The sequence below is a fragment of the Larkinella bovis genome, from assembly GCF_042655385.1.
GTDB classification, from domain to species: Bacteria; Bacteroidota; Bacteroidia; order Cytophagales; family Spirosomataceae; genus Larkinella; species Larkinella bovis.
This window is the reverse complement of record NZ_JBHSMA010000001.1, coordinates 1315684-1340330: the sequence shown is the minus strand read 5'-3', so window position 1 is coordinate 1340330 and position 24647 is coordinate 1315684. Positions and strand designations below refer to the sequence as shown.

Annotated in this window: 19 protein-coding genes; 10 read left to right on the top strand and 9 right to left on the bottom strand. The window is 54.7% G+C overall.

Annotation, left to right across the window (positions count from 1 at the left end; genetic code table 11):
- Positions 1 to 62: 62 nt before the first annotated feature.
- The 4 genes from porQ to ACFPMF_RS05610 form a co-directional block, all read right to left on the bottom strand.
- Positions 63 to 1082 (bottom strand): type IX secretion system protein PorQ, encoded by a 1020-nt coding sequence (gene porQ / locus ACFPMF_RS05625; RefSeq protein WP_379841984.1) that lies wholly within the window; start codon positions 1080 to 1082, stop codon positions 63 to 65.
- A gap of 69 nt (positions 1083 to 1151) precedes the next feature.
- On the bottom strand, positions 1152 to 1874 hold the full coding sequence (locus ACFPMF_RS05620; RefSeq protein WP_379841982.1) for a hypothetical protein: 723 nt from the start codon (positions 1872 to 1874) through the stop codon (positions 1152 to 1154).
- Positions 1875 to 1877: 3 nt separating this feature from the next.
- Positions 1878 to 2642: an LVIVD repeat-containing protein gene (locus ACFPMF_RS05615; protein ID WP_379841979.1), complete on the bottom strand. Its 765-nt coding sequence runs from the start codon at positions 2640 to 2642 to the stop codon at positions 1878 to 1880.
- A gap of 44 nt (positions 2643 to 2686) precedes the next feature.
- Entirely contained in the window at positions 2687 to 3229 is a 543-nt protein-coding gene (locus ACFPMF_RS05610) for an LVIVD repeat-containing protein (protein ID WP_379841977.1), read from the bottom strand.
- A gap of 101 nt (positions 3230 to 3330) precedes the next feature.
- On the opposite strand from ACFPMF_RS05610, the gene ACFPMF_RS05605 reads away from it, so the two are divergent.
- From ACFPMF_RS05605 to ACFPMF_RS05575, 7 genes are all read left to right on the top strand, one after another.
- A complete protein-coding gene (locus ACFPMF_RS05605) occupies positions 3331 to 4887 on the top strand; it encodes an acyl-CoA carboxylase subunit beta (RefSeq protein WP_379841975.1) in 1557 nt (518 codons plus the stop codon).
- Positions 4888 to 5052: 165 nt separating this feature from the next.
- Positions 5053 to 5634 carry an RNA polymerase sigma-70 factor gene (locus ACFPMF_RS05600; RefSeq protein WP_379841973.1) on the top strand — a complete coding sequence of 194 codons (582 nt, stop codon included), beginning with the start codon at positions 5053 to 5055 and terminating at the stop codon, positions 5632 to 5634.
- A gap of 109 nt (positions 5635 to 5743) precedes the next feature.
- Positions 5744 to 6820 (top strand): FecR domain-containing protein, encoded by a 1077-nt coding sequence (locus ACFPMF_RS05595; protein WP_379841971.1) that lies wholly within the window; start codon positions 5744 to 5746, stop codon positions 6818 to 6820.
- A gap of 74 nt (positions 6821 to 6894) precedes the next feature.
- The gene (locus ACFPMF_RS05590) at positions 6895 to 8871 is read left to right on the top strand and encodes a peptidase associated/transthyretin-like domain-containing protein (protein WP_379841969.1); all 1977 of its coding nucleotides are present in this window, start codon (positions 6895 to 6897) and stop codon (positions 8869 to 8871) included.
- 134 nt (positions 8872 to 9005) lie between these two features.
- Positions 9006 to 11363 (top strand): TonB-dependent receptor, encoded by a 2358-nt coding sequence (locus ACFPMF_RS05585; protein WP_379841967.1) that lies wholly within the window; start codon positions 9006 to 9008, stop codon positions 11361 to 11363.
- A gap of 192 nt (positions 11364 to 11555) precedes the next feature.
- Positions 11556 to 12644 (top strand): M42 family metallopeptidase, encoded by a 1089-nt coding sequence (locus ACFPMF_RS05580; RefSeq protein WP_379841965.1) that lies wholly within the window; start codon positions 11556 to 11558, stop codon positions 12642 to 12644.
- Between the two features lie 184 nt (positions 12645 to 12828).
- Positions 12829 to 13623, top strand: a complete 795-nt coding sequence (locus ACFPMF_RS05575) for a DUF2490 domain-containing protein (RefSeq protein ID WP_379841963.1) — start codon at positions 12829 to 12831, stop codon at positions 13621 to 13623.
- Here the strand turns inward: ACFPMF_RS05575 and ACFPMF_RS05570 are convergent.
- Together ACFPMF_RS05570 and ACFPMF_RS05565 are read right to left on the bottom strand one after the other, a co-directional pair.
- Positions 13620 to 16490 carry an outer membrane beta-barrel protein gene (locus ACFPMF_RS05570; RefSeq protein ID WP_379841961.1) on the bottom strand — a complete coding sequence of 957 codons (2871 nt, stop codon included), beginning with the start codon at positions 16488 to 16490 and terminating at the stop codon, positions 13620 to 13622. The two genes, ACFPMF_RS05575 and ACFPMF_RS05570, sit on opposite strands and share 4 nt — an antisense overlap.
- A 131-nt stretch (positions 16491 to 16621) precedes the next feature.
- Positions 16622 to 17440 carry a GLPGLI family protein gene (locus tag ACFPMF_RS05565; protein ID WP_379841959.1) on the bottom strand — a complete coding sequence of 273 codons (819 nt, stop codon included), beginning with the start codon at positions 17438 to 17440 and terminating at the stop codon, positions 16622 to 16624.
- 132 nt (positions 17441 to 17572) lie between these two features.
- Between ACFPMF_RS05565 and ACFPMF_RS05560 the strand changes: the two genes are divergently transcribed.
- Together ACFPMF_RS05560 and ACFPMF_RS05555 are read left to right on the top strand one after the other, a co-directional pair.
- A complete protein-coding gene (locus ACFPMF_RS05560; RefSeq protein WP_379841956.1) occupies positions 17573 to 19051 on the top strand; it encodes a sensor histidine kinase in 1479 nt (492 codons plus the stop codon).
- A 74-nt stretch (positions 19052 to 19125) separates the two neighbouring features.
- Complete coding sequence (locus tag ACFPMF_RS05555; RefSeq protein ID WP_379841954.1) at positions 19126 to 19803, top strand: response regulator transcription factor; 678 nt, start codon at positions 19126 to 19128, stop codon at positions 19801 to 19803.
- A gap of 3 nt (positions 19804 to 19806) precedes the next feature.
- Here the strand turns inward: ACFPMF_RS05555 and ACFPMF_RS05550 are convergent, their stop codons facing one another.
- Complete coding sequence (locus ACFPMF_RS05550; protein ID WP_379841952.1) at positions 19807 to 20592, bottom strand: recombination directionality factor; 786 nt, start codon at positions 20590 to 20592, stop codon at positions 19807 to 19809.
- A 117-nt stretch (positions 20593 to 20709) separates the two neighbouring features.
- Positions 20710 to 22389 (bottom strand): ELWxxDGT repeat protein, encoded by a 1680-nt coding sequence (locus tag ACFPMF_RS05545; RefSeq protein ID WP_379841950.1) that lies wholly within the window; start codon positions 22387 to 22389, stop codon positions 20710 to 20712.
- A 21-nt stretch (positions 22390 to 22410) separates the two neighbouring features.
- Between ACFPMF_RS05545 and ACFPMF_RS05540 the strand changes: the two genes are divergently transcribed.
- Positions 22411 to 23373, top strand: coding sequence for an ABC transporter substrate-binding protein (locus ACFPMF_RS05540; protein ID WP_379841948.1), 963 nt, complete (start codon positions 22411 to 22413; stop codon positions 23371 to 23373).
- Here ACFPMF_RS05540 and ACFPMF_RS05535 read toward each other — a convergent pair.
- The gene (locus tag ACFPMF_RS05535) at positions 23365 to 24636 is read right to left on the bottom strand and encodes a hypothetical protein (RefSeq protein ID WP_379841946.1); all 1272 of its coding nucleotides are present in this window, start codon (positions 24634 to 24636) and stop codon (positions 23365 to 23367) included. The genes ACFPMF_RS05540 and ACFPMF_RS05535 overlap by 9 nt on opposite strands.
- Positions 24637 to 24647: the final 11 nt, after the last annotated feature.

The following is a 24647-nucleotide window of genomic DNA, read 5'->3' as shown; positions in this document are numbered from 1 at the left end:
GGGCTCTAGGCCCCATGCCTTACAAAGAAACGTAGTAAACAGCAATTTGTGCCCGGATGGTGTTATTTTTTTGGCAGGACCCGATTCAAATCAATGCGAACGGACAAATGGCTGCTGCCGCCAACCGAGGGGGTTGCCAGCGCCCGGGCGTAGGTCAACTGAAACCCCTTGGCCTGAACCGCCACGCCAACCGAAAAACCGGCGGCTCCGGTTCCTGTGGTCAACCGGGCTTCCTGCCGGCGCTGGTGATTGTAACCGACGAGTCCATTGACATTCCGGTGAATGAGCAATTCGAAACCGACGGCCAGGTGTCGCATAATTTTTTCCGGCACGGCCACTTTTTTCAAAACCGGGTTGCCATTCAGATCATAGGTGACATTCAGGGCCGGATCGTTGTAGACAACATCAAACTGGTGCAAATGGTGAGCGGTCAGGGTGGCCCGAATGGGCAGATGGTCTGGTTTGACGGTGACACCAGCCTGTAGATCAAACGGCAGATCGGGCGAACCGGCCGCTTGTCCCGGAAAATACTGCTTTAGCCGAAAACCGGCGTTTTTGGCCACCAGACCAAAAATCAACTCTTTGGTGGGATGCCGCCAGGTGCCGCCCAGATCGAACAAAACCGCAAAGGCCGAATAGGTTTCGATCGACGACCCCACGGCTTTCAGCGTAGCCCCGAGCGTAAAATTCCCTTCCGTGCGGGCGTGGGTAATACCGAGCGCATAGTCATTGGCCGTAAACGTCCCGACAATGTTACCGATCGGATCGGTCTGTTCGAATGAGCCATAACCCAGGTATTGCAGGCCCATCGCCCACTGCCCTTTGCTTTTCACCGGCAGGCCATACTGAAGACTGTAAAACCGGGTATCGGCAAAATAGGGCACAAAGGTTAAGGACAAGTGGTTAGATGCCGCCGAATCGAGCAGAGCCGGATTTTGCAGAAAAAATTGCCCCTGTGGTTGCGTATTCGAGGCTGCCAGCCCACCCAGCGCGGCCACGCGGGCATTCGTCGGAATCGTCAGAAAGCCGAAACTGCCCTGTCCACCCGGCGGCTGGGCAACCCCCCGAACAAAAAAAAGCAAAAAGACAGCCAAGAAAGACGGTTTCAAGAAAAGAGCGTTTACGGTCTTCGGTTTCAGGAAACCGTAAACTTACAAAACATATCCCAACTTGATACCGATGGTGGCGCTGGGGAGTATCCCCTGGTAGTGGCGGCTCCAGAGGCCGGTGTTCGTGAATTCAAAAACATCCTCGGAGGTCGTGCTAAAGCGGTACGGCGTAAGGTGCCGGAAGCCAAGTCCAACGAAAAAATCGAGCAAAAACCGGTTGTCACTGGGCATCGTCAGGACATACTGCCGCCCGAACTTGGCGTGAATGCCCCAGACGGTGCGGTACATCGGAAAGGTTCCGCGCTGAAAATAGGCGCAGGTGCCATCGACGCACTCCTGACCAATGGTGGTCGTTTGCAGGGTAGTTACCTGTTTGAAAAACGTTTCGAGCGCAAAGTAGCGGCCAATGGGCGGAACGGCAAAATGCGGTTTTCGAAAGCCGCGATACCGCCCGGAATACCGGCGCCATTCGGCGCGACCCCGCCAGACTTCGAACTTTTCGTAATCATCGCGCCGGTCGGGATAGAGGTTGATCCCGCGCCAGCCGTACCCCAATTCGGCCTGCACCGAATACCGGCGTCCCAACAGCCACTCGGCCCCCGCCTGAATCGTATTGTCGATATCAAACAGGGCCAGGGGGGCCGCCTTGATCACCCAGCGGGGCCGGTGGTTCAGGACGGGTCGGAGCGTATCGGTTTGCAGCGACTGCGCCAGCGTCGACAGCGGAAATACCAACAGCAGCAACCATTTAAACCGTTTGGCCATCTGTTATTCGACGGGTAAGGTGCTGAGATGAACCAGTTCTTTCGACGGCTGCGCGGCATCGTAGCGGTACTGCATAATCCCATCTTTTCCGGTGACAATCAGTACCGAACGGTTCGGAATCACGTCGTAGGAGCGGATGTTGTCGAACATTTTGACCAGCTTCGGTTTCGCCGGATCGGTGGCGTCGAAGATCTTCAGACCGGCGTCTCCTTCCGACACGAACAGCAGGTTGCCGTCGATGCCCAGGCCGTGCGGATTGATCATATCGATGGAGTTGACCCGCACCGGGTTGGACAGGTTCGAAATGTCGACCACTTCCAGCCGGTTCGGCCCGGTATTGCAGGCAGTGCCGTTGCGGAGCGTGACGTAGGCGTAATGGCCCTGCGCCACCACGGGGTCACAGCTGAAAATGTGCCGGTACAGGGCCGCTTGTCGGGGGCTGGCCGGGTTGTCGAGGTTCATGATGTACATGCCGGTCTGGGTGCCGATAAACAGGTGGTTGTTGTACGGAAAAATCGTTTCGACGCCGAAGCCGAGCGAGGCTTTCTGCCGGTAGGTCGGATCGGCGCTTTGGGTTACCTCATAGACCTGCAAACTGTTCTGATTCACCACGTAGAGGTAGTTGCCTGCTACGGCAAACCGGGCCATCGAACCGCCGGTTCCGCTGCCTCCGCCGGGGTTGATGGCCGCGCTGTCTTTGCTGCCGAGTTCCGAACAGCCCGCCAGCGCCATCAGGCTGGCGAGAAGAAGAAATAAATAGTTTTTCATGGGAGTGCGCCCAGCCCGACGGATGGATTTATGAATGGGACAGATTACCGGTAGCATTTGGGATCGGTGAGGGTGGCGGTTTCCCAGCGGACAACGATTCCTTTTTCCGGGTTGGCGCATTCAAACTGCACCCTGCTTTGCTGCGGGTAGGAGGGATACGGGTAAGCCTCTTTCACCCGTTTCAAAACTGTCACCCGGCGCGGGTTGGCGATATCGAGCGCCACCAGATCCACCGAATTGTCGACGTACATTACGGTGTCCTTAATCGCCATATCGAGGTTTCCCGGTATGGATACAAACGAGAGTTTCTTCGGATGGGCCGGATCGCTGTTGTCAACGATATGAATGCCTTTGCCTTGTTCGTTAATGAACAAAAAACCGCCTTTAATGTATATCTTGCCGGGATTCTTAAGCGGTTGCGGAGCCAGCGTTTGAATGGTGCTGACTTCCTCGTAGGACGCATAAACCGGACGAAGTCCCTGAACCTGACGATTCGTGACCTGATCCTGATTCATTTCACAGCCGAAAACCGCCAGAAACGACAACGGGACGGATAAGCGCTTACCGAAAGCGGATAGGTGTTTCATCGATGAACCGAATTATGCAACAAGGATACAAAATCGCCTGATAGCGTTGGATTTAGCAAGAAAAATTAATTTTGTCGCAAGACACTCAACCAAACCCGTGCATGGACGCAGAAATCAAGTCGACCAAAACCGACATTCTCGATCGTAAAAACGCCGAAGCCGAATTGGGGGGCGGCCAGAAACGCATCGATGCCCAACATAAAAAAGGGAAACTGACCGCCCGGGAGCGGATTTCCCTCTTGGTCGATGAAGGGTCATTTGAGGAGATTGGAAAGTTTGTCATGCACCGCACCCGGGATTTTGGGCTGGACAAGGAACACTATCTGGGCGACGGCGTCGTAACGGGCTACGGAACCGTGAACGGGCGACTGATTTATGTTTTTGCCCAGGATTTTACGGTTTTTGGTGGCGCCTTGTCGGAAACCCACGCCGAGAAGATTTGCAAAATCATGGACCTGGCCATGAAAAACGGCGCACCGGTCATCGGGCTGAACGATTCCGGGGGTGCCCGGATTCAGGAGGGCGTGTTGTCGCTGGCGGGTTATGCCGATATTTTCTACCGCAACACGCTGGCGTCGGGCGTCATTCCGCAGATTTCGGCGGTGATGGGGCCGTGCGCCGGGGGGGCGGTTTACTCACCCGCTATTACGGATTTTATTCTGATGGTCGAGAATACCTCGTACATGTTCGTGACGGGGCCGAACGTGGTCAAAACCGTCACGCACGAGAACGTGACGGCGGAGGAATTGGGTGGGGCCAGCACCCACAGCACCAAGTCGGGGGTCACGCATTTTTCGTGCGCGAACGAACTGGAATGCATCCAGTACATTAAAAAACTGCTGAGTTATATTCCGCAAAATTGTGAGGATGAGCCGGTTCGTCTGCCTTATGAGGCCATGGAGGAAGTTCGGCCGAAACTAAACACCCTTATTCCCGAAAACCCGAACCAGCCCTACGACATGCGCGAGGTGATCGAAGAACTGGTCGATGCGGGTAGTTTTTTTGAAATTCACCAGGCGTTTGCCGAAAACATTGTGGTCGGTTTTGCCCGCATCGCGGGGCGCAGTATTGGCGTGGTGGGCAACCAGCCGGCGGTGCTGGCGGGCGTGCTGGACATCGATGCCAGTACGAAAGCCGCCCGGTTTGTGCGGTTCTGCGATTGTTTCAATATTCCGTTGCTGGTGCTGGAAGACGTACCCGGTTTTTTGCCCGGTACGGATCAGGAGTGGAACGCCATCATCACCAACGGGGCCAAACTGCTCTATGCGTTTTGTGAAGCTACGGTGCCGCGCGTGACGGTGATTACCCGAAAAGCCTACGGGGGCGCGTATGATGTGATGAATTCCAAACACATCGGCGCCGACCTGAATTACGCCTGGCCGACGGCCGAAATTGCCGTCATGGGCGCGAGCGGGGCCGCCGAGATCATTTTTAAACGTGAAATTGCCGAGGCCGACGATCCGCAGGCCCGTTTGCAGGAAAAGGTACAGGAGTATACCGAAAAATTTGCCAATCCCTACCGGGCGGCCCACCGGGGCTATATCGATGAAGTGATTTACCCCGACCAGACCCGTCAGAAACTGATCCGGGCATTCCAGATGCTGGAAAACAAAGTGGCAACCTTGCCGAAAAAGAAACACGGGAATATCCCTTTGTAGGGATTCGCGCCACTTTTCTAGTCCTTTTTATAAAAAGGAATGACCGTTCAGAAAATAAATCCGCTGTTCTGTAGGGGGATTGCCTCAATTGAGTGTCCTATTCCTGGTTGCAGTAGAGTGGGTTCAAAAAACTGTGGTAGATTTGCCAAAAATTGACGCAACTACGTGCAACTGACTGATCAGGAACTGATTCATGCGATCCGACTGGGTAACGAACCCGCGTTTGAGGCCGTCTTCCGGCAACATTACGCTTCGTTATGCCAGTATGCCCGCACGTTCCTGCACGATTGGGATGATGCCGAAGAAGCCGTGCAGGCGGTTTTCCTGGCGGTGTGGGAAAAACGCGATACCCTGGAAATTACGGTTTCGCTGAAGTCCTATCTGTTTCGTTCGGTCCATAACCGCTGTCTGAACCGAATCCGGCATTTGTCGGTGCAGGCCGAACACCGGGAGCAGGCCGCTTACGACGTCGGGCTGTATCAGGTGAGTTCGGAGGCACCGATTCAGCCCCTGATCGCGGACGAACTGTCGGATCGGTTGCAGACCGCCATTCAACGGCTGCCGGAACAGTGTCGGCTGATCTTTTCGATGAGCCGTTTTGAGGAAATGAAGTACCAGGAAATTGCCGATCAACTGGGGCTTTCCATCAAAACCGTGGAAAACCAGATTGGCAAGGCGCTGCGTATCTTGCGAACGGAGTTGGCAGACTATCTGCCGATTTTGTGGTTATTGTTATTAATGGATTAGCATTGAGACAAAAGACAAGAGAAAAAAGACGAAAACATACCCGGTTCAGCCTGAATTCCAGATCAATAGTCTTTTCTCGTATGTCCTGACTCTTTACTCATAAAACTAAATGCCTGATCAACCGGAAAACCGAATCGACGACGACCTGCTGGGGAAATACCTGGCCGGGGAGACCGATGCTACCGAGTCGGAACGGGTTCGGCGTTGGCTGGGTCAGGATCATTCGGAGCGACAGGAGTTCGATCGCTTTGAGAAAATCTGGAACACCGCCGGTTCGCTGGGGCAAAAACCGAATGCCCGGATTCCGGTCGATACGGATAGAGCCTGGCAACAAATGCGGGGTAAAATGCGGGCCCAACCCGCAAAGGAGCCTGAGCCGGTGCGGCCTGCCCCCGAACCCTTGATAAAACCGCTGCCCATCGATCCGTCGCCCACGGTTCGGAAAATGAACTGGTGGCAGTCGCCGGTTTGGGCGGTAGCGGCCATGGCGGTTTTGCTGTCGGGCCTGCTCTGGTTTTTCCTGAGAGAGCCCACCGAAGCGCCCGCGGCCCAGCTGATGGCGGTGACGACGGACCAGAAAGTGGAAAAAATCCTGCCCGACGGCAGTAAGGTTCTCCTGAACCAGAACAGTAAACTGTCGTATCCCGAAAAATTTGCGTCTGACAGCCGCGAAGTTCAGCTGGATGGCGAGGCTTTTTTTGAGGTGAAACCCGATCCGACGAAACCGTTCCGCATTCACGTCCGCCAGACGACCGTTCAGGTTCTGGGGACTTCGTTCAGCATCCGGGCGTATACCAATGACGTGCGGGTGGCCGTTCGCACCGGCAAAGTGAAGTTTTCGGCACCGCATCAGGCCGTAACGCTGGTGAAGAATGAACAGGCGACCTTTAATGCGGTGAAGGACACCCTCATCCGGGCCCCGAAGTTTGACGCCAACGCGATGTCCTTCCAAACCGGTCGGCTGGTGTTTGAGCGGGAACCGCTGAGCAAGGTTGTAGAAACGCTCAATGAGGTGTATCACGCTGATATTCACTTAGCTCATGCGGAATTGGGGGGGCGGCAGTTTAATGGGAATTTCAACGATGAAAAGCTGGATTTCATTCTTATGACAACCGCTGATGCCATGCATCTGAATATTTGCCGGGACGGAAAGCGGATCACCCTGGACGATCAGCCCTGTAAATAATCTCGCATAAACGTCCCGCATCCATAGGGGAAATAACCGTTTCGGGGGTCATTTCCCGTCAATACCACTGTAGAATGTACCCTGTTCGTTTTTTACTTTTACTCCTTTGCTGCGGTTGGCTGCGTTCGTCGTTCGCCCAGTCGACACCCCCGCTGGAACGGGTGGTGTCCGTTGATTTCACGAACGAACGACTGGATAACGCCCTGAAAATCATTAGCAGCAAAGGGCAGTTTTCCTTCGCCTACGATGCCGCCATCATCAGTCCGGCCAGTACCTTAAGCCTGCGGGCGACCAATACCGTCCGGGCCTTGCTGAACCAGATTTTCCGGGGAGCCATCGCTTATAAATCGCGCGGCAACCACATTATTCTCGAAAAGGTCGACATTCCGCAGGAAGCGCCCAAAAGCTTTATTCTGGACGGTTACATTACCGATCGGCAAACCGGGGAGAAAATCAGTCAGGTCAGTATTTACGAAAAAACCACACTGGCGTCGACGGTTTCGAATCCGTACGGCTATTACCGCATCAAGCTGTCAACGGCCATTCCGTCCGTTAAACTGGAAGTGCGCCGGAAGTATTATTTCTCGGAAACCGTGTCGATCAATGCCCGGCAGACGCACAAACTCGACATTGGCCTGACGCCCTTACCGTCGCAACTGGCGGTGCAACCCCTGACGGCCCGCAACTCGATCGATACCACCCGCCCGACGCCCATTATTCCCCAGCCGGTGGCCGTGACGATTCCCGTCGACTCGACGCCCGCGCCGAAAACCAGTAATCCCGGTCCTACAATCTGGGATCGCAGCAAATCGGTGCTATCGGAAACCAAGGATGATTTTGCCGACTGGTTCAAAACGACCCGGCAGGCCATTCACGATGCCAACCTGGAAGGCGATACCATTTACCGGGATATGCAATTTTCGCTGTTTCCGTTCATCGGGACGAACCATACGTTGAGCGGCCGGGTCATCAATCAATATTCGTTCAACCTCGTGGGCGGGTATTCGCTGGGCGTGACGGCGTTGGAAGTCGGCGGTTTTCTGAACATGGTGCGGGGCGATGTGAGCGGGGTTCAGGTAGCCGGTTTTTCGAATATAGTCGGAAAAAATGTGAACGGTGTTCAGGCGGCCGGTTTTTTTAACGGCAGTGCAGGCGATGTCCTGGGCATTCAGGCGGCCGGTTTTGGCAATACCGTGGTCGGCTCCGTGCGGGGGATTCAGGCCGCCGGTTTTTACAACATGACGCTGGGCACCATGCCGCAAAGTATTCAGGCCGCTGGTTTTGGAAACATCGTTCTGGACGAAATGAGCGGTTTTCAACTCGCCGGGTTTACCAATGTGGCCGCCCGCTCGATGTCTGGTTTTCAGTTGTCGGGCTACGGCAACATAGCGGGCGGCACGATGAGCGGTTTCCAACTGGCGGGTTTCACCAACATTGCCGTTGGCGAACTACACGGCTGGCAACTCAGCGGTTTCCTGAACTACGCCACGAAAGTGGTGCGGGGGTACCAGCTGGCGCTGGTCAACATCGCCGGTTCGTCGGAAACGACGCCCTTCGGTTTGCTGAGTTACGTGCACACCAACGGGTACCGGCGGCTGGAAATTTCGTCGGATGAAGTCATGACGACCAACCTGACGTTTAAAACCGGCGTTCGGCGCTTTTACAACATTTTTACGGGGGGGACCAATTACGGCCAGTCCGGAAAACCGCTCTGGAACCTGGGCTACGGGTTGGGAACGGCCGTGGACCTGCGACGCGGCTGGATGCTGAATTTCGACCTGACGGGCAATGTTCTGAGTGGCGAAACCCGGTATTACTGGGATGCCTGGAATACCCTGATCCGGCTGAATATGGGCCTTGAGAAAAAGCTGGCGCCCCGGTTGGCCCTGGCGGTGGGGCCGTCGGTCAACTGGTTTCTGAGCGACTATTACCGTTCCAAACCGACCACCCGGTTCGATGTGCCGATTTTCAACAATCAACTGGGTTTGACCAATACATTCTCCACCGGCTGGGTTGGTGTTCAGGTGGCGTTGCGGTTGTGCAACCGGTAGAAACCGGGATCGATTCCAGCGTTCATCGCGCACCCATTTTGGGTGTTCAGTTCAAGCTGTAAAAAAGAGTCGGAACCCGCATAGGGGGAAGTAGCAGGATGGCTGTCCTAACGGCATACTCTACAACAAATTCTATGCACCTTCGAAGCCTCTTTTTTACGGGGGTAATTGGCCTGCTTTTGCACACCGCCAACGCCCAGACCTACACGCAAACCATCCGGGGAACCATCGTCGACCAGAGCCTGCAAACCGCCTTGCCGGGGGCAACCGTTCTCCTGCTGAACACCAATCCGCCGAAAGGCACCACCACCGAATCGGATGGGTCGTTCCGGTTACCGCAAATCCCGGTTGGGCGGCATAGCCTCAAGATCAGTAGCATGGGGTATAAAGACCTGGTTCTGTCGAATATTGTGGTCGATGCGGGGAAAGAACTGGTGCTGAACGTGGCTCTGGAAGAAGCCATTGTGACGGTGAACGAAGTGACTGTAAAACCGCAGATTGAGAAGGATAAGCCCCTCAATGAGATGGCGGCCGTGAGCGCTCGCACCTTTTCGGTGGAAGAAACGCAGAAGTTTGCCGCGGCCGTGAACGATCCCGCCCGGATGGCGACGGCCTACGCCGGGGTGGTGAGTGCCGACGATGGCAGCAACCTGATCGTGATCCGGGGCAATTCGCCGACCGGTTTGCTCTGGCGGATGGAAGGCGTCGAAATTCCGAACCCGAACCATTTTGCCAACCTGGGCTCGGCCGGGGGCGGAATTTCCATCCTGAGTGCCCAGTTATTGACCAATTCCGATTTCATGACGGGCGCGTTCCCCGCCGAATACGGCAACGCGCTCTCGGGGGTGTTTGATCTGCGGCTGCGCAAAGGCAACAATGCCAAACGTGAACACACCGTTCAGGCTGGTGTGCTGGGCATCGACGTTGCCAGCGAAGGCCCGTTCTCCAAAAAGTATAAAGGCTCATATCTGTTCAATTATCGGTATTCCACGCTGGGTCTGTTATCCAAGATGGGCGTGAACGTCGGCGATTATTCCAATGTTTTTCAGGATTTGTCGTTCAATCTCTACTTTCCAACGGCTAAAGCGGGCAACTTCACCGTGTTCGGTTTTGGCGGTTTGAGCTCCAGCGCGGCCGATGCGGTTCGTGATTCGACCCAATGGGAAAACGATTCCGAGCGGTACAACAACCGGTTTTTTGCCCGAACCGGTGCGGTGGGAGCCACGTATTCGATCAACCTCAGCCGAAAGGCTTTTCTGAAATCCGTTCTGCTGTTTTCGGGTTATCAGAATGGTTTCGAGAGCGAATCGCTGGAAACCGGGTATGTACCCCTGTTGCAAATGCGGGAAGCCTATCAGATACGCAAACGCATCGAGTCGACAACGCTAACCTACAAATTCAATCCGCGCCATACGCTGCGGGCCGGGCTGGTTCATTCCACCCTGAATTTCGATCTGGAGCGAAAGGAGCAAACCGAGGACCGGACTACGCTGGAAACCCAGATTCAGTCGAGCGATCAGACCAGCACCCTGCAGGCGTATGGGCAGTGGAATTATCGCCTGACGGAAAAGCTGACCTTCAATGCCGGTCTGCATTACCTGCGGCTGTTCCTTAACGACACCGATGCGCTGGAGCCACGCGGTTCGGTGCGCTGGGCCTTCGTGCCGGGCCATGCCGTGAGTGTGGGCTACGGGTTGCACAGCCAGATCCAGAACCTGGCCACCTACTTTGCGTCGAGACCTTCGGAAGTAGAGGGACCCATGATGCCGAACCGGAACCTGGGTTTCACGCGCTCGCACCACCTGGTGCTGGCCTACGACTGGCTGCTGAACGACCATTTGCGCATCAAAGCCGAATCGTATTACCAATCCCTGTTCAACATTCCGATCAGCGCCGATAAAAAGGATGCTTTTGCCCTCGTCAACAGTTTCGACGGCCTGACCGTGGACCGGTTGACGAATCAGGGGATCGGGAAAAATTACGGGCTGGAACTGACGGTCGAGCAGTTTTTGCACAACAATGTGTACTTTTTACTGTCGTCCTCGCTGTACGAATCCCGCTATCGGGCTTCCGATGGCATCTGGCGCGACACGCGGTTCAACGGGAAATACGCCTTCAGTTTTCAGGGCGGCAAGGAATTCGTACTGGGCGAATCCGGCCGGAACGTGATTGGTCTGAACCTGAAACTGACGTATTACGGTGGTTACCGAACCACGCCGATCGACCTGGCGGAATCGGCTCGGAGGCAGGAAACCGTGTGGATCGATAGTCAGTCGTTTACCCGGAAACTGCCGGACTATTTCCGTACGGATCTTCGGCTGAGCTGGAAACGGAACAAGCTCCATTCGACACGCACTCTTTCGCTCGATATCCAGAATGTTACGAACCGTCAGAATGTCTTCGGGCAGTATTTTGAACCCCGAACCGGGCAAATCAAAACCATCTACATGGCCCCCCTGATTCCGGTGTTGAGTTATCGGGTGGCGTTTTAAAAACCGCAATGCAAAAAAACGGTCGGCAAGATGGGAATTGTCGACCGTTTTTGTTTGGTTTGAAAAATATATGCAGATTAAAGAAGAAAGAGAATAGACAAGCGACTAATTAGTTAAAAATCAATAGAGTACTCTTTCATCTTTTCTCTTTTGTCTAACTGTCTACTATAGCACCTTAATTGTTTTACGCGAATGACAGAAGCGAGTAAGAGTTTTCTCTACGCCTATTTGAACAATGCCTCGCCCACGGGTTTTGAGTCGTCGGGGCAGCAAATCTGGCTGGATTACCTCAAACCTTACATTGACGAGTACATAGTCGATACGTACGGAACGGTGGTTGGCGTCATCAACGGCGGCACGGATGCAACCGATCAACCACCGTATAAAGTCGTGATTGAAGCTCATTCCGACGAAATTTCGTGGTTTGTCAACTTTATTTCCGACGATGGGTATCTCTACGTCCGGCGCAACGGCGGCTCCGATGCCCTGATTGCTCCCTCGATGCGGGTCGATCTGCACACCGCCAACGGCATTGTGAAAGGCGTTTTTGGCTGGCCCGCCATTCACGTCCGGGATCTGGCGAAGGATGTGGCTCCGAAAGTAACGGACCTGTTCATCGACGTGGGTGCGCAAACCAGGCAGGAAGTGGAGGAAATGGGCATTCATGTCGGCACGGTTTGCACGTTTTCCGATGGGTTGTTTGAGCTGAATAACCGGTATTACGTGGGCCGGGCGCTCGACAACCGCATGGGCGGTTTTATGATTGCCGAGGTAGCACGTTTGCTGAAAGAAAACAAGATCCGGTTGCCGTATACACTGTACATCGTCAACGCGGTGCAGGAGGAAATTGGCCTGCGCGGGGCCGAAATGATTGCCCGGCGGCTGAAGCCGGATCTGGCCATCATCACGGACGTGACGCACGACACCCAATCGCCCAAGTACGACAAAAAGGAGCAGGGTGATCTGAAAGCGGGTGGTGGGCCGGTGATCTGCTACGGTCCGGCGGTGCAGAACAAAGTGCGGGACTTCATCATTCAGGTGGCGCAGGAAAACGAAATTGCGTTCCAGCGGCAGGCCGTCAGCCGGTCGACGGGAACCGATACGGATTCGTTTGCCTACGCGTCGGAAGGCAGCGCGTCGGCCCTGATTTCGCTCCCGCTGAAATACATGCACACCACCGTCGAAACCGTTCATAGGGACGATGTACAGGCGGTTATCAAGCTGATTTATGAAACCCTGCTGGCCGTTAAAGGCAACGAGGATTTTCGGTACCTGAAATAAGAAAACCGTTTTTAAAACCGGCTGCTTCGAGACAGGGGCAGCCGGTTTTTCGTTTGGTATATTGGGTTGGATGGGAGCGGGTGAGATCGGTTAGGCCATTATTATCAAATTGTTAAGATTGCGTTACGGGTAAGAGGGATTCGTTACGCCATTGTACATTTGAAGGGTCAACACAATCTCTTTTATGAAGCGGCCCTCAGTCGTTATTGCCCTGACGGTTAGTTTACTGACGTTCTCCCTCCCCTTTTCTTTCGCCCAAACCTCACTGACGCCGTCCGCGCCCTGGGGTAGCTGGTTCATCGGAACGGTTCAATTGCCTGGCGGGGCTGACAAATGGGGCGGTTTTGCCGAAGTTCAGGCACGTAGCAATGCGGTTTTTCAGCAATTCTTCTACCGCGAATTGAAAGGGGGTATCAGCTATGATCTTAGCCAGCACTTTACCTTCACCCTGGCGGGCGGGCATTACGCCACCTACGATTACCATATGGTATCGGATGGACCGTTGAATACCGAAAAGCGGTTCTGGCAACAACTGGTGCTCAATCAACACCTTTCCCGGCTCAAGTTCGAACACCGGTACCGCGTCGAACAGCGCTGGTTTACCAACCGCGACGGTTCCACGCCGTTCCGAAACCGGGTTCGGTACCGGCTAAACATGTTCGTGCCCCTGAACAAGCCCACCATCACCGCCGGAACGGTTTTTCTGTCGCTCTTCGATGAGCTTTTCCTGAATCCGAAAGGACCGACGTTCGAGCGAAACCGGGTGTATGCCGGCGTGGGTTACCAGCTGGACAAGCACTGGATTGTGCAGGCGGGTTGGGTGAACCAGACCAACTACAGTCCGGCGAGTTTCGAAAAAGGAACGTTTACACCCCAGTCGGCAACGGGCAAAAACAACCTGCTGCTTTCGATTACCTATCGCTTGGGCGCCAAAAAGAACGCGGGTTCATCCTACAAACTGCCGTCGCAGGCCGATTAATTGAACCGGCCCGGCCGCTGCATCCCTCGCTGTAGACCATTCGGGCCTCGTTCGGGCCGGTTGGACCGGGAGGACGAGCCGCTGCCGAACCGCCGGAGATTGTACGTGAAGCTGAGCATGAAATACCGGTTCAGGACGCGACTGTTGGTTTCTTCCGTATAAGTTTCGGTGACGTTTCGGTTGACACTGCGGTTTTGATTCAGCAAGTCGTAGACCTGCAAACGGAGTTCGCCCTGCCGGTTTTTGAAGAATTGCCGGGTCAGCGCCACGTTCCAGAGCGCAAAGTTCTGCACCGAACCGGCCGATTTGCCCGAGTAATTCTGGTAGGTGATATCGGTCGTAACCACCAGCCGGAATGGCAATTGATAGTACAAATCACCGCTTAGTGATTTGTTAAAATATTCGGTATTCTGCGATGTCTGCAGAGAATAGAAAGCTGTCTGATAACTTATGTTTCCACTTAGCCCAAATTCCAGTTTTTCGTCAAAATTGGAATTAATCCGTGCCCCCTGGCTGAAGGTCCAGTTCTGCGAACGGTTTGTCTGGTTATTGACCAGACTGACGCCCCGGTTGAAGTTGACGTTGCTGGTCAGGTTGACATTGGCTTTCAGCGGCTGAATCCGCCGACCCAACGCCAGAAAACCGTTCACGGTATAAAAACCGTTGGTATTCACGGGTTGGGTGGTTTGCGCTCCCTGGTTATTGAAGGTGCTGGCATTGACGATTTTATGGTTCGTCTGGGTCGCATTCAGCATGGCGAAAACCGAGCGGAAGGTGGTCTGCTGGAAGTTGTTGTAGTTCAACGAAACCGTATTGGTAAATTCCTGTTTCAGGTTCGGATTGCCCAGCCGGATGTTCAGCGGATTGGTGTTGTCGGGCACGGGCTGCAATTGCGAAACCGAAGGCGCGTTGGTCCGGCTCCGGTAATTGAAGCGTAACGTACGGTTTTTACTGAAATTGTAGGTGAACATGGCGTTCGGCAAGACGTTGGTAAAGCCTTTCCGTAATTCCGTATCCCGTGTCTGGTTATCGCTGCGCAGATTAGCCTGTTGTACATCGAATCCGAGGGCGTAGGTATATTTCAGTCGCTTGGTTTGCAGCGTAGACCCCAGCCGGTTGGTCATGTACGTATTGACGAAATTATTGCTCAGGGTCGGATTGAAAAGGCTGTAGGTGTCGGTGGCTTCATCTAAGTCGTTTACGGTTCGGTTCGAGGTGTTGCGGTTATTCGAATAATTGTAGTGGAATTCCAGCGTTTTGCTGAGCGATAGGGGTTCGGTATACGCCAGATTAATCGTATTGGTGACCGATTTACTGACCTGCTCATTACGCTGGTTGATCGTCTGATTGCCCCGCCCCCCGGTCTGTCCAAAAAACGCATTGACCGACTGGTTGATGCCGTCGGTCGTCTGGTTGTTAACGGCGATGTTCCAGTTCAGCGAAAGCGTCCGGCCTTTCCTGGCAAACTTCCGCATAAGCAGGGCGTTGTTATTGCCCGAAATCCCGCTGCCGGTGGAGGTATACCGCGTATGGCTGGTGTTGATCAGGTTGCCGGAGTCGATTTCGGCCACATTGGCAATGGCGTCATTCGTCAGGGTTTGTGACTGGTTAACACTCTGGTAGCCGGAGTTCTGGACCGTAAAACCGGGCGTTATCCGGAGCGTCGTCATGGAATCAAGCTTGATATTCAACCGCATATTGAACCGGTGGCTCGTCACCTGATTCTGCGAATGGCTGTTCTGATTGACCTGGTACGAGGTGTCGGGGAGCGCATACTGCCGGCGGCTTTGCTGATCGGTGAGGGTGTTGAGGTCGTTCAGGAAATAGCTGGCGGCAAGGTCGGCTTTCTGGCCCCATTCATCGCGGTAGTTCAGGCCGCCGGCCAGCGTCCGGGTGATGGCGTTGGAGTTGCCGCCAAAACCGCCCCCTCCACCGCGCCCCCCGCCCATGATCATGCCGCCCCCGCCGAAGTTAGCCCCCAGACCCGCTCCGCCACCGAACAGGTTCTGGCCCGTAAAGCCCTGCTGGTTGATGTTATTGGCCTGACCGACCAGCGAAATCTGCTGGACACCGTTGAAGCGGTTGAGGTTCAGCCGGGCCGCATACCGGACATCGTCGTTCGTTTCGTTCGGGCCGGCTCCAATCGACTGCTGCCCAAAATAGCCTTTTCGCTTGTCTTTTTTGGTAACGAGGTTGATGGTTTTATTGCGGTCGCCATCATCGATGCCCGAAAACTGCGACTGGTCGGACTGCTGATCGTAAAGCTGAATTTTGTCGATGATGTCGGCGGGCAGGTTACGGGTGGCCATTTTCGGATCGTCGCCGAAGAAGGGTTTGCCATCGACGAGCACTTTCTTCACTTCCTGCCCCTGCGCCTTGATGGTGCCATCGCGGTCGACTTCCACGCCCGGCAGTTTTTTCAGCATGTTTTCCACCATGGCGTTGGGCTGCGTTTTGAACGCTCCGGCGTTGAACTCCACGGTATCCTGCTTGATGGTAATGGGCGGCCCTTCCTGCTTCACAACGACTTCGTTCAGATTAACCGCCTGTGCGACCAGTTCCAGCGTTCCGGCCTCGGTAACCGGTTTGTCGGGAGCGATGGTAACGCGTTTGGATTTATTCCGGTAGCCCACGTAGGTGATCAGGAGCCGGTAGGTTCCCGCCGGCACCTTGCTGAATGAAAAAATGCCTTCTCCGTTGGTAATCATGAAGTTAACGACGGACGAGTCCCGGATGGCCAGCAGCGAAACCGTGGCTTCCATGAGCGGTTTCCGGGTGGTGGAATCAACCACGCTGCCCCAGAGCGATTGGCCCACCGAACTCGTCCAGGTGATCAACAACAGGAAAATCGAGAGAAGTATGCGCATACGGATTGGCAATTTCTAAGTGTTCAGGGTACGGTTTTCGGTTTTCAGTATGAGACTTGGCGTTCAGTGTGATTACTTCCTTGCAATGCGTGTGCGGTAGCCACTGTAAACCGTATACTGAAAACAGGCATTCAGCGTGGTTGAAAATTATTCATCAGTTGCTGGCGCATATCGGCCATGGCTTTCTGGCGAATCGTGTTCAATTCTTCGGGTGTCACGACCTGGGCATTTTTCGGCGGCATGACCTCGCTTTCAGGGACGTTTTGTTCGGCTACTTTCGTGGCTTTGAAGGCTTCGTTGTCGCTTTCGATCTGGAGCACAACGCCTTTTTCGGGCGTCAAACCGGGAATCGGCGAATAGGTGAACGGCAATTCCGTGGTGTACCATACCGTATAGGTCAGGTTTCGGAACGGAACGGTTGCTTTTTTACAGACAAAACCGGCAATCTTTTTCGTTTTGTCGGTTTCCTGCCAACCGGTGACCCGTTTCGGCGGCAGTTCCGTTTGGTACACCTTCGTCACCGAGTCTTTTTTGACCGTCACCACTTCCACGGTTTTCTGATGGGCCAGGTCGAAATACACACTGCGTTCGAACGGCCGGCCGGTGAAATTCCGGTTTCCGCGCCCTTCGGGTCCGGCGGGGCCGGGTCCACCGTCTATCATCACTTGCCGGATCATCATGCCGCCCGTCGTGCGGTCCTGTTCCTCTTTTCCGTATACGCCGGAGAACACAAAGTGTTGCACAAACGACCGCGTTTCGGGCATATCCGGGGGGGCGTCGGGGCTGCCGGGCCGGACTTCCTGCCCATTGATCACGATTTTCATTTGGGAGAGATCGATTTTTTGCATGACCTCGTAGGAAATCTTCCCGGACTTGGGCTGGGCATGGGCCGCCGAAGCAACGGCATTGAGCCACACCAGGGCTAAAATGGACATTCGAAAACGTTGCATACTCGGTTGGGATAACGGTTAAAAAAAGGACGGGACAAAGATGCGGAGGTTGCCTGTAAAGTACTGTTATATAGTGTTAAACAGTGTTAACGGCTTTTGCCGGGGGTAAAAAGGCTGGTACATTTGTAGGGTATGAAACAGCGCATCCGGTCGATTTTTATTCTGATGACGGTTTGTATCCTGGGCGTAATTGCCTTTCAGGGCTACTGGCTGTATACCAGTTACCAGTTGCACGAACAGCAGTTCCGGCGGACGGTGCGGGGGGCGTTTATTTCGGCGGTGGAGAAACAGCAGATGCACGAAGCCCGGCGGCTGTTTCGGGGAGAAGGCCCGGGTTTTCGGGAACCCGCCCGTTTTCAGTTTCGGGACCCGGAACTGGATGATAAGCCAATGGAACGGATTGTGGTTAATAGATTAAAAGACAGTGTTTTTGTGCGCATCAATAGGGCGGATTCCAGTGGGCCGGGCCGAATGGACATGCGGGTCATCCGAAGAGCTCGGCTTTCGAACGACAGTATTTTTATCGATACCATCGCCCGAAAAATTTCCAATATGCTGATCGTGGATTGGGCCGGAAACCACCGGTTCAATCTGAAAACGTTTGATTCGACCTACCGGGCGGAGCTGCGTTTGCGGGAAATCGATGCGACCTACCGACTGGATACGATTCAGTTAAAGCCGGAGCGGTTCGTCAACCAGATGGAAGTTCTGGCTATTGGAGGAACCCCCATCAAAACCCCGCCGATGCCGATCAACCCGGTCAAAAACCAGTTTCTGCAGGCGTCCTTCGACAGCCCCACCGGTTATATTCTGCGAAAGATGAGCTGGCCGCTGGTGGGTTCGGCGCTGTTGCTGGCGCTGACCACCTGGTGTTTTGTATCCATGTTATCGACCATTTTGAAGCAGAAGAAACTGTCGGAAATCAAAAACGACTTTATCAACAACATGACCCACGAGCTGAAAACGCCCCTTGCGACGGTTTCGGCGGCTGTAGAAGCCTTGCAGCATTTCGGGGCCCTGGATGATCCGCAGAAAACCCAGGCGTATCTCGGTATTTCCAAAAATGAACTCCAGCGGTTGTCTGATCTGGTCGAGAAGGTGCTGAACATGGCGGTGGATGAAACCAAAGAACTGGAACTCAACCGCGAATGGCTCCGGCCATCCGACCTGATTGGCGAAGTGGTGGAGAATCACCAGCTAAAGGCTGGGGCCGGCGATTCGACAAAACCGGTGGCGTTTGAGGTGGAAACCGGCTCGGAAAATGCTCCGGTGCAGGCGGATCGCCTGCACCTGGGTAACGCCATTAACAACCTGATCGACAACGCTATCAAGTATTCCCGGGATTCGGTGCGGATTCGGATCAGCAGCCGAACCGACGCGCGGGGCTGGCAACTGTGCGTGCAGGACAACGGCAACGGTATTCCGAAAATGTACCACGAAGCCATCTTCGACCGGTTTTTTCGCGTTCCGACGGGGAATCTGCACCCGGTGAAAGGCTTTGGGCTGGGCTTGTCCTATGTCCGGCAAGTCGTCGAGAAGCACGGCGGCCGGATCGAAGTGTCGAGTGAACCGGGGCAGGGGAGTGAGTTTACAATCTGGATACCGAATTAGTGATTTTAATGTTGTTTCGCGGAGTAAAGCAGAGAATACTCTGATTTACTCCGCGAAATAGTTTTCCGAAACGAATGGCAACCGTCCTGTTAATCGAAGATGAACTCGCGTTGGGCCTGATTGTCCGCGATAGCCTGGAAGTCCGGGGATTTACGGTTTTATATGCCGCCGACGGGGAAGAAGGGTATGCGTTGTTTCAGAAGCACAAACCGGAGGTGGTGGTGGCCGATGTGATGATGCCCAAGCTGGACGGTTTTTCGCTGGCCGACCGCATCCGGCAGACCGACCAGGAGGTACCGATTATCTTTCTGACGGCCCGCTCGCAGACGGCCGATGTGGTGCGCGGTTTTGAGTTGGGCGGCAATGATTACCTGAAAAAACCGTTCAGCATCGATGAACTGATTGTCCGTATTAAAGCCCTTCTCAACCGGGGCCGAACGCTTCGTCCGCCCACGCCCGACCGTCTGCCGATTGGGCGCTACGCCTTCGATTACCCGAAGCAGAAGTTGGCGTTGAACGGAAAAGAAGTAGGTATGTCGCACCGCGAAGCCGAATTGTTGAAACGGCTGTATGAACAGCGCAATCAGGTGCTGGAGCGCTCGGCGGTCTTGCTGGAACTGTGGGGCGATGACAGTTTTTTCAACGGCCGGAGTCTGGATGTGTTCATCACCCGCCTGCGCCGGTACCTGAAAGACGATCCGCAGGTTCAGATTGTGAATGTTCGGGGCGTAGGGTACAAGTTGATTGTATAGAAGCTATTCACCCGGCGACAATTGCTCCGGTTTTTCCCCCTGTTCACGCAACCAGCGGCCAGCGTCGGCGTTCGGATTTTCGCGAAGGTAGCGGGCCAGCCGGTGGGCGGTTTCGAACGAAAACTGCGGGACCAGATCGACAATCGGATACTGGTAAATCATACCCGGTTTGTTGGTTTTTACTTTCTTCACCTTTAACAAAAAGGGGAGATACTGGACGCTGCCAAACAGTTTCTTGTACTCATCAAATTTGTTGCGCAGGTTCGGAATCGTCGTCTGAACGGCCCGGGTGCTGAACTGCCAGTAACCCAGCAGCGGAATGTCACGAATCACAAACCGGAGCGTTAACACCGGTAACCATTTAATGAGTTTGGCTTTGGCAGGGGGCAGGTTTTTCTGCAGAAACGCCACGGTTTCATCCCGGATCTGGGGGCGTCGGTCGGTGGTGGTTACGGCGTATTTCTTCAGTTCATCGTTCCAGATGTGGAAGGTGTGGTTGTCGCCGTACCCGAATAGTTTACCGTCGATGGTGCGGATTTCGAGCCGTTCATTGCAGACCATTTCTTCCTGATCGGAGTAGAACAGAATGGGGAGTTCGGTGATGGTTTCGCCGTAGACTTTATGGACGGTTTCGGCATAATCTCCGCGAATCCGAAAACTGTCGATGCTGCTCGGGACCACCTGCCCCGACCGCTCCACTTTTTCCCCCACGGCAATTCGTCCCAATTCCGTCAGGGCCGACGCGGGTGAAGCCGGTTGCCCGGTTCCTTTCTCCGATTGAATACGCATTTTGTTGTTTACATCGATTCCACAACAAATATAGGCAATCGGAAGCAAGGAACAGAACCGAGAAACGAAAGGCGTTTTGATGCCCCGATCTGCCCGGTAAGGCGGTTTTTGGTTGTCTCAATCCGTTTTCAGTACCTTCACGGTTTGTTCCTGGTCGCCCGCCCTGACGTGCAGCACCATAACCCCGGCTGGTTGGCCGCTGACATCGAAGGTCTGCTGCTCGACGGCTTTCGGGTGGACAACCTGCCGGTTTTCGATCGTTTTGCCGTGCAGACTGGTGAGGTGAAGCTGCAACGCGTGGTCTGTTCCGTTGGTGATGTCCACCGTTATCGTGTGCCGGACCGGATTGGGCCGTAGGCTGAGTTGAAGGGTTGCCGTCACCGGCGGTTCTTCGGCTGCCAACCGACCCATCGGGCAGATGTAACAGGACGCATATTTGTATAACTCCATGCCGGTGCTGCCGTCGGTGGCCCAGAAGAAAACCGTGCTACCCAGGGCCGTAAAACCGGTAGCGGCAGAATTCCCGGTGGGGTTGATGTTGTCGAGCATGGCGGTGCTGGCGGCTGTTCCCGACGATTTCCAGGGTTCGTTGAACTGGAAGAAAAGCCGGTTATTGACGGCCGTGAGGTTGGTCAGGCTGGAGGAACCGCTGCCGGGTGTCAGATCTTCGACCATGACTGTCCCGCCCCCGGTTCCGTCCGACTTCCAGAGTTCGGTGCCGTGGGTGCCGTCGTTCGCCGAAAAGTACAGGGTACCATTGACGTTCGTCAGGTACGAAGGGAAGGAACTGCCGCTCGCGCTGATGTTTTTGGCCAAAACCGTTCCACCCGCCGTGCCGTCGGACTTATACAGTTCGGTATCGCCCCCCACGGTGGCCCGGAAAAAAAGCGTACTGCCAACTGCTTCCAGGTCCTGGGGTTGTGAACTGCCACTGCCCGCCACCAGGTTTTTGACCAGAACGGTCCCCGCTTCGGTGCCGTCCGATTTCCAGAGTTCGGTGCCGTTGGTGCCGTCGTTGGCGGTCATGTACAGCAGGTTGTTCATCACCACCATCTCAAAGAGGTTGCTGGAACTTGTGGGGTGAATATTTTTGACCAGGACCGTGCCGGCTTCGGTGCCGTCGGTTTTCCACAACTCCTCGCCATTGACGCCGTCGTCGGCTACCAGAAAGGCATTCCCGCCGAGCACGGCCATTTTGCGCATATAATTGGGGACGGAGCCGCCCGCACCGGGTTTAATGTCTTTTACCAGCACGGTTCCGGCGGCCGTTCCGTCCGATTTCCAGAGTTCTTCCCCGCTGGTGCCGTTGTTGGCAACGAAAAAGAGCATGCCGTTGACGGCGGTCAGGCCCCAAGGGTTTGCGTCTCCGCCCACCCGAATATCCTTGACCAATACCGTCCCATCCACCGTTCCGTCCGATTTGTAGAGTTCGCGGCCGCTGGGCCCGGTGGCCACGAAAAAAAGCGTGCCGTTCACACGGGTCAGCCAGTCGGGGTTCGAAGCGCCGGAGCCATTGATGTTTTTGACCAGTGCAGTGCTCGCGGCTGTCCCCGAGGTTTTCCAGAGCTCGGCCCCGTTGGCCCCATTGTCGGCGGCAAAGTAGAGACTGCCGTTCAGCTCGACCAACCGGGCACCATCGCCCATAACGGAAGCGTTGCCGGCACCGGGGTTGATGTTTTTCACTTGAGCCACATAGTAGGACAGCGGAATCGTCATGATCTGGCTCAAACCGGGGAGGGTGGCTCCGAAGAAGCAGACCGCCAGGGTCGGGCGGAGGAGTGAGGAACGGATTTTCATGCGGATAGGTGTTTATTTGCCGTGAATAAAACTCGTGATTTTCAGGTGCTTTCAAAAGAAGTATTGAGCCTGTGGCAGGGCATGAGCTTCGATCGAAAGAACACCGAATGGAATTTCCAGTCCTATCGCCTTATTTTGTTCTTCTGGACAAGACCGTCCGACAAAAGCGAAAAGATGGATTCGTTACGCCCTTCCATGCCAGCTACACCACCGCAACGCATCGTTTCCGTTGTTCCGTCCCAGACGGAATTGCTCTTTGATCTGGGGCTCGATCGGGAGATTGCAGGGGTTACAAAATTCTGTATTCATCCGGCTGAAAAGGTGAAACAAAAACCGAAAGTGGGCGGAACGAAAACGCTGGATCTGCACCGGATTCATGCGTTGAAACCGGATCTGATTCTGGCAAACAGGGAAGAAAATACACGGGAACAGATTGAAGTATTGCAACGATCTTATCCGGTTTTGGTAACGGATGTCACCACCATCGCCGATGCGCTGGCCATGATTCAGGTGGTGGGCACGGCGGTCGGATGCGGGCCGGAAGCCGGGCAAGTCGTGCAACGGATTACGGCCGCCTTTCAGCAGGGCGGTTTTGAAATTTGCAACCGCGTGGCTTCCGATGTACAGGTCGAAGCCGGAAATTCAGTGGCATACCTGATCTGGCGAAAACCGTATATGATCGCGGCCCGGCAGACGTTCATTCATTCCGTGCTGGAAACCGGCGGTTTCCGGAATGCCTTCGCCGACCAGACGCGGTATCCTGTGATTTCGGAAAACGAGTTGAAAGCCGCCCGACCTGATTATCTTTTTTTATCTTCAGAACCGTATCCATTTTCGGAGAAACACCGGGCGGAGTTGCAGGCGGTTTGTCCCGATGCCCGCGTGGTTTTGGTGGATGGTGAACTATTTAGCTGGTACGGGAGCCGGATGCTGCACCTGCCGGCCTATATCCAGGCCTTGAGAAGGACCATCGGTTTAGCGTAAAACCGTCTCGTTTTTTCCATCCGAAAACCGCGCCGATTTTACCGAACCGGTTCCGTGGAAGAAATACCGTAGTCCGACAATTTTACCGGGATCTTCCTGGAAATCGCCGGTGTAGGCCAGATTCCCGTTGACGAAAATGCGGGCCTTTTTCTGGTTTACCTCGCAACGGACCTTCACCCAATCCGAAAAATCAACCCCAAAACCGGATAGATCGGTCGTCTTTCCCGATACCGATTGGTCTGCGAGCGACAGATAAAGCTGGCCGACACATCCTTTTACCGATAGCGGAATCGAGTGCATCCCGTTGGAACAGAGGAGCATAATCCGGGCGTGCTGGCAAACCGCGTTGGAGCGGTTGAACGTGCTTTGGAGCTCCGTTTCAAACACAAAATGGCTGGCCGAAAGCTCGCCGAGCGGCTGCACATACTGCAAACTGACCTCCGGAATTGTCTTCTGAAAATCGACTCCCTGAGCGATCAGGTCGGTTTCGGTCAGGGCGATCTGGTCTTTCTTCCGAATTTGTCGGTCCGGAAAATACGTTGGAATGGAGTCGTCGTTGATGGTGCCGAGCCAGCCATCGGTCGTAATGTAGACATCGTGTTCCTTCACGATGGAATCGTTCAGCACGAGCTTGGCGCGGAAATAACCGGGGTAATAATACGTACTGGTGTACTGATGACCGTCTTTCGCCACCCGATACCGTCGTCGTGGATCCCAGCTTTGCTGGATGAATACGCTATCGGCATTGGAGTCGGTGGCGTCGTAGTCAAACAAAACCGTATTGGGCAGGCCCCTGGCTACTGGTCGGCTGGTGAACGCCAGTTCGCCATACTGCAACGGCTCGACCCGGTTCTGGAAAGCCCAGATTCCGACTAACCCAGCCAGCAGCAACAGGGCAATCGCCCACGGCCAGTACTTGGACGCGGGGCTGATGGCGGGTGTCGGACCGGGTTGTTCGGGAGACAGAACCGGAGCCGGTTCGGTTGGCTCCCCGGTCGTCTGGTTTTGAAACACCCGCCAGTTTTCATAGCCGATAAACCGGGCCAGCGTGTTGAGGGTTGTGACCGTCGGCTCGCTCTGGTAGCGAACTTTGCCCCAGATCCGTTTCAGCGTACTGACACTGAGCGAAACACCGGTTTCGGCCAAAATGCGTTCACTCAGGGTTTCAAAATCCTGATTCTGCCACTGGCTGCTGTCTCCCCAGTTGACTTTTGCTTCGATCAGCGTCCGGCAACGCTGTAACTTGTCGTCTACGGTTTGCATTGACAATCAGT

What these genes read in the sequence shown, in the direction of transcription:
- ACFPMF_RS05585 (WP_379841967.1), top strand. Translation starts at nt 9,006, where the DNA reads ATGCACCTTCGAAGCCTCTTTTTTACGGGGGTAATTGGCCTGCTTTTG.
- ACFPMF_RS05565 (WP_379841959.1), bottom strand. Translation starts at nt 17,440, where the DNA reads ATGCAACGTTTTCGAATGTCCATTTTAGCCCTGGTGTGGCTCAATGCC.
- ACFPMF_RS05615 (WP_379841979.1), bottom strand. Translation starts at nt 2,642, where the DNA reads ATGAAAAACTATTTATTTCTTCTTCTCGCCAGCCTGATGGCGCTGGCG.
- ACFPMF_RS05575 (WP_379841963.1), top strand. Translation starts at nt 12,829, where the DNA reads ATGAAGCGGCCCTCAGTCGTTATTGCCCTGACGGTTAGTTTACTGACG.
- ACFPMF_RS05580 (WP_379841965.1), top strand. Translation starts at nt 11,556, where the DNA reads ATGACAGAAGCGAGTAAGAGTTTTCTCTACGCCTATTTGAACAATGCC.
- ACFPMF_RS05605 (WP_379841975.1), top strand. Translation starts at nt 3,331, where the DNA reads ATGGACGCAGAAATCAAGTCGACCAAAACCGACATTCTCGATCGTAAA.
- ACFPMF_RS05595 (WP_379841971.1), top strand. Translation starts at nt 5,744, where the DNA reads ATGCCTGATCAACCGGAAAACCGAATCGACGACGACCTGCTGGGGAAA.
- ACFPMF_RS05550 (WP_379841952.1), bottom strand. Translation starts at nt 20,592, where the DNA reads ATGCGTATTCAATCGGAGAAAGGAACCGGGCAACCGGCTTCACCCGCG.
- ACFPMF_RS05535 (WP_379841946.1), bottom strand. Translation starts at nt 24,636, where the DNA reads ATGCAAACCGTAGACGACAAGTTACAGCGTTGCCGGACGCTGATCGAA.
- ACFPMF_RS05620 (WP_379841982.1), bottom strand. Translation starts at nt 1,874, where the DNA reads ATGGCCAAACGGTTTAAATGGTTGCTGCTGTTGGTATTTCCGCTGTCG.
- ACFPMF_RS05560 (WP_379841956.1), top strand. Translation starts at nt 17,573, where the DNA reads ATGAAACAGCGCATCCGGTCGATTTTTATTCTGATGACGGTTTGTATC.
- ACFPMF_RS05610 (WP_379841977.1), bottom strand. Translation starts at nt 3,229, where the DNA reads ATGAAACACCTATCCGCTTTCGGTAAGCGCTTATCCGTCCCGTTGTCG.
- ACFPMF_RS05590 (WP_379841969.1), top strand. Translation starts at nt 6,895, where the DNA reads ATGTACCCTGTTCGTTTTTTACTTTTACTCCTTTGCTGCGGTTGGCTG.
- ACFPMF_RS05545 (WP_379841950.1), bottom strand. Translation starts at nt 22,389, where the DNA reads ATGAAAATCCGTTCCTCACTCCTCCGCCCGACCCTGGCGGTCTGCTTC.
- ACFPMF_RS05570 (WP_379841961.1), bottom strand. Translation starts at nt 16,490, where the DNA reads ATGCGCATACTTCTCTCGATTTTCCTGTTGTTGATCACCTGGACGAGT.
- ACFPMF_RS05555 (WP_379841954.1), top strand. Translation starts at nt 19,126, where the DNA reads ATGGCAACCGTCCTGTTAATCGAAGATGAACTCGCGTTGGGCCTGATT.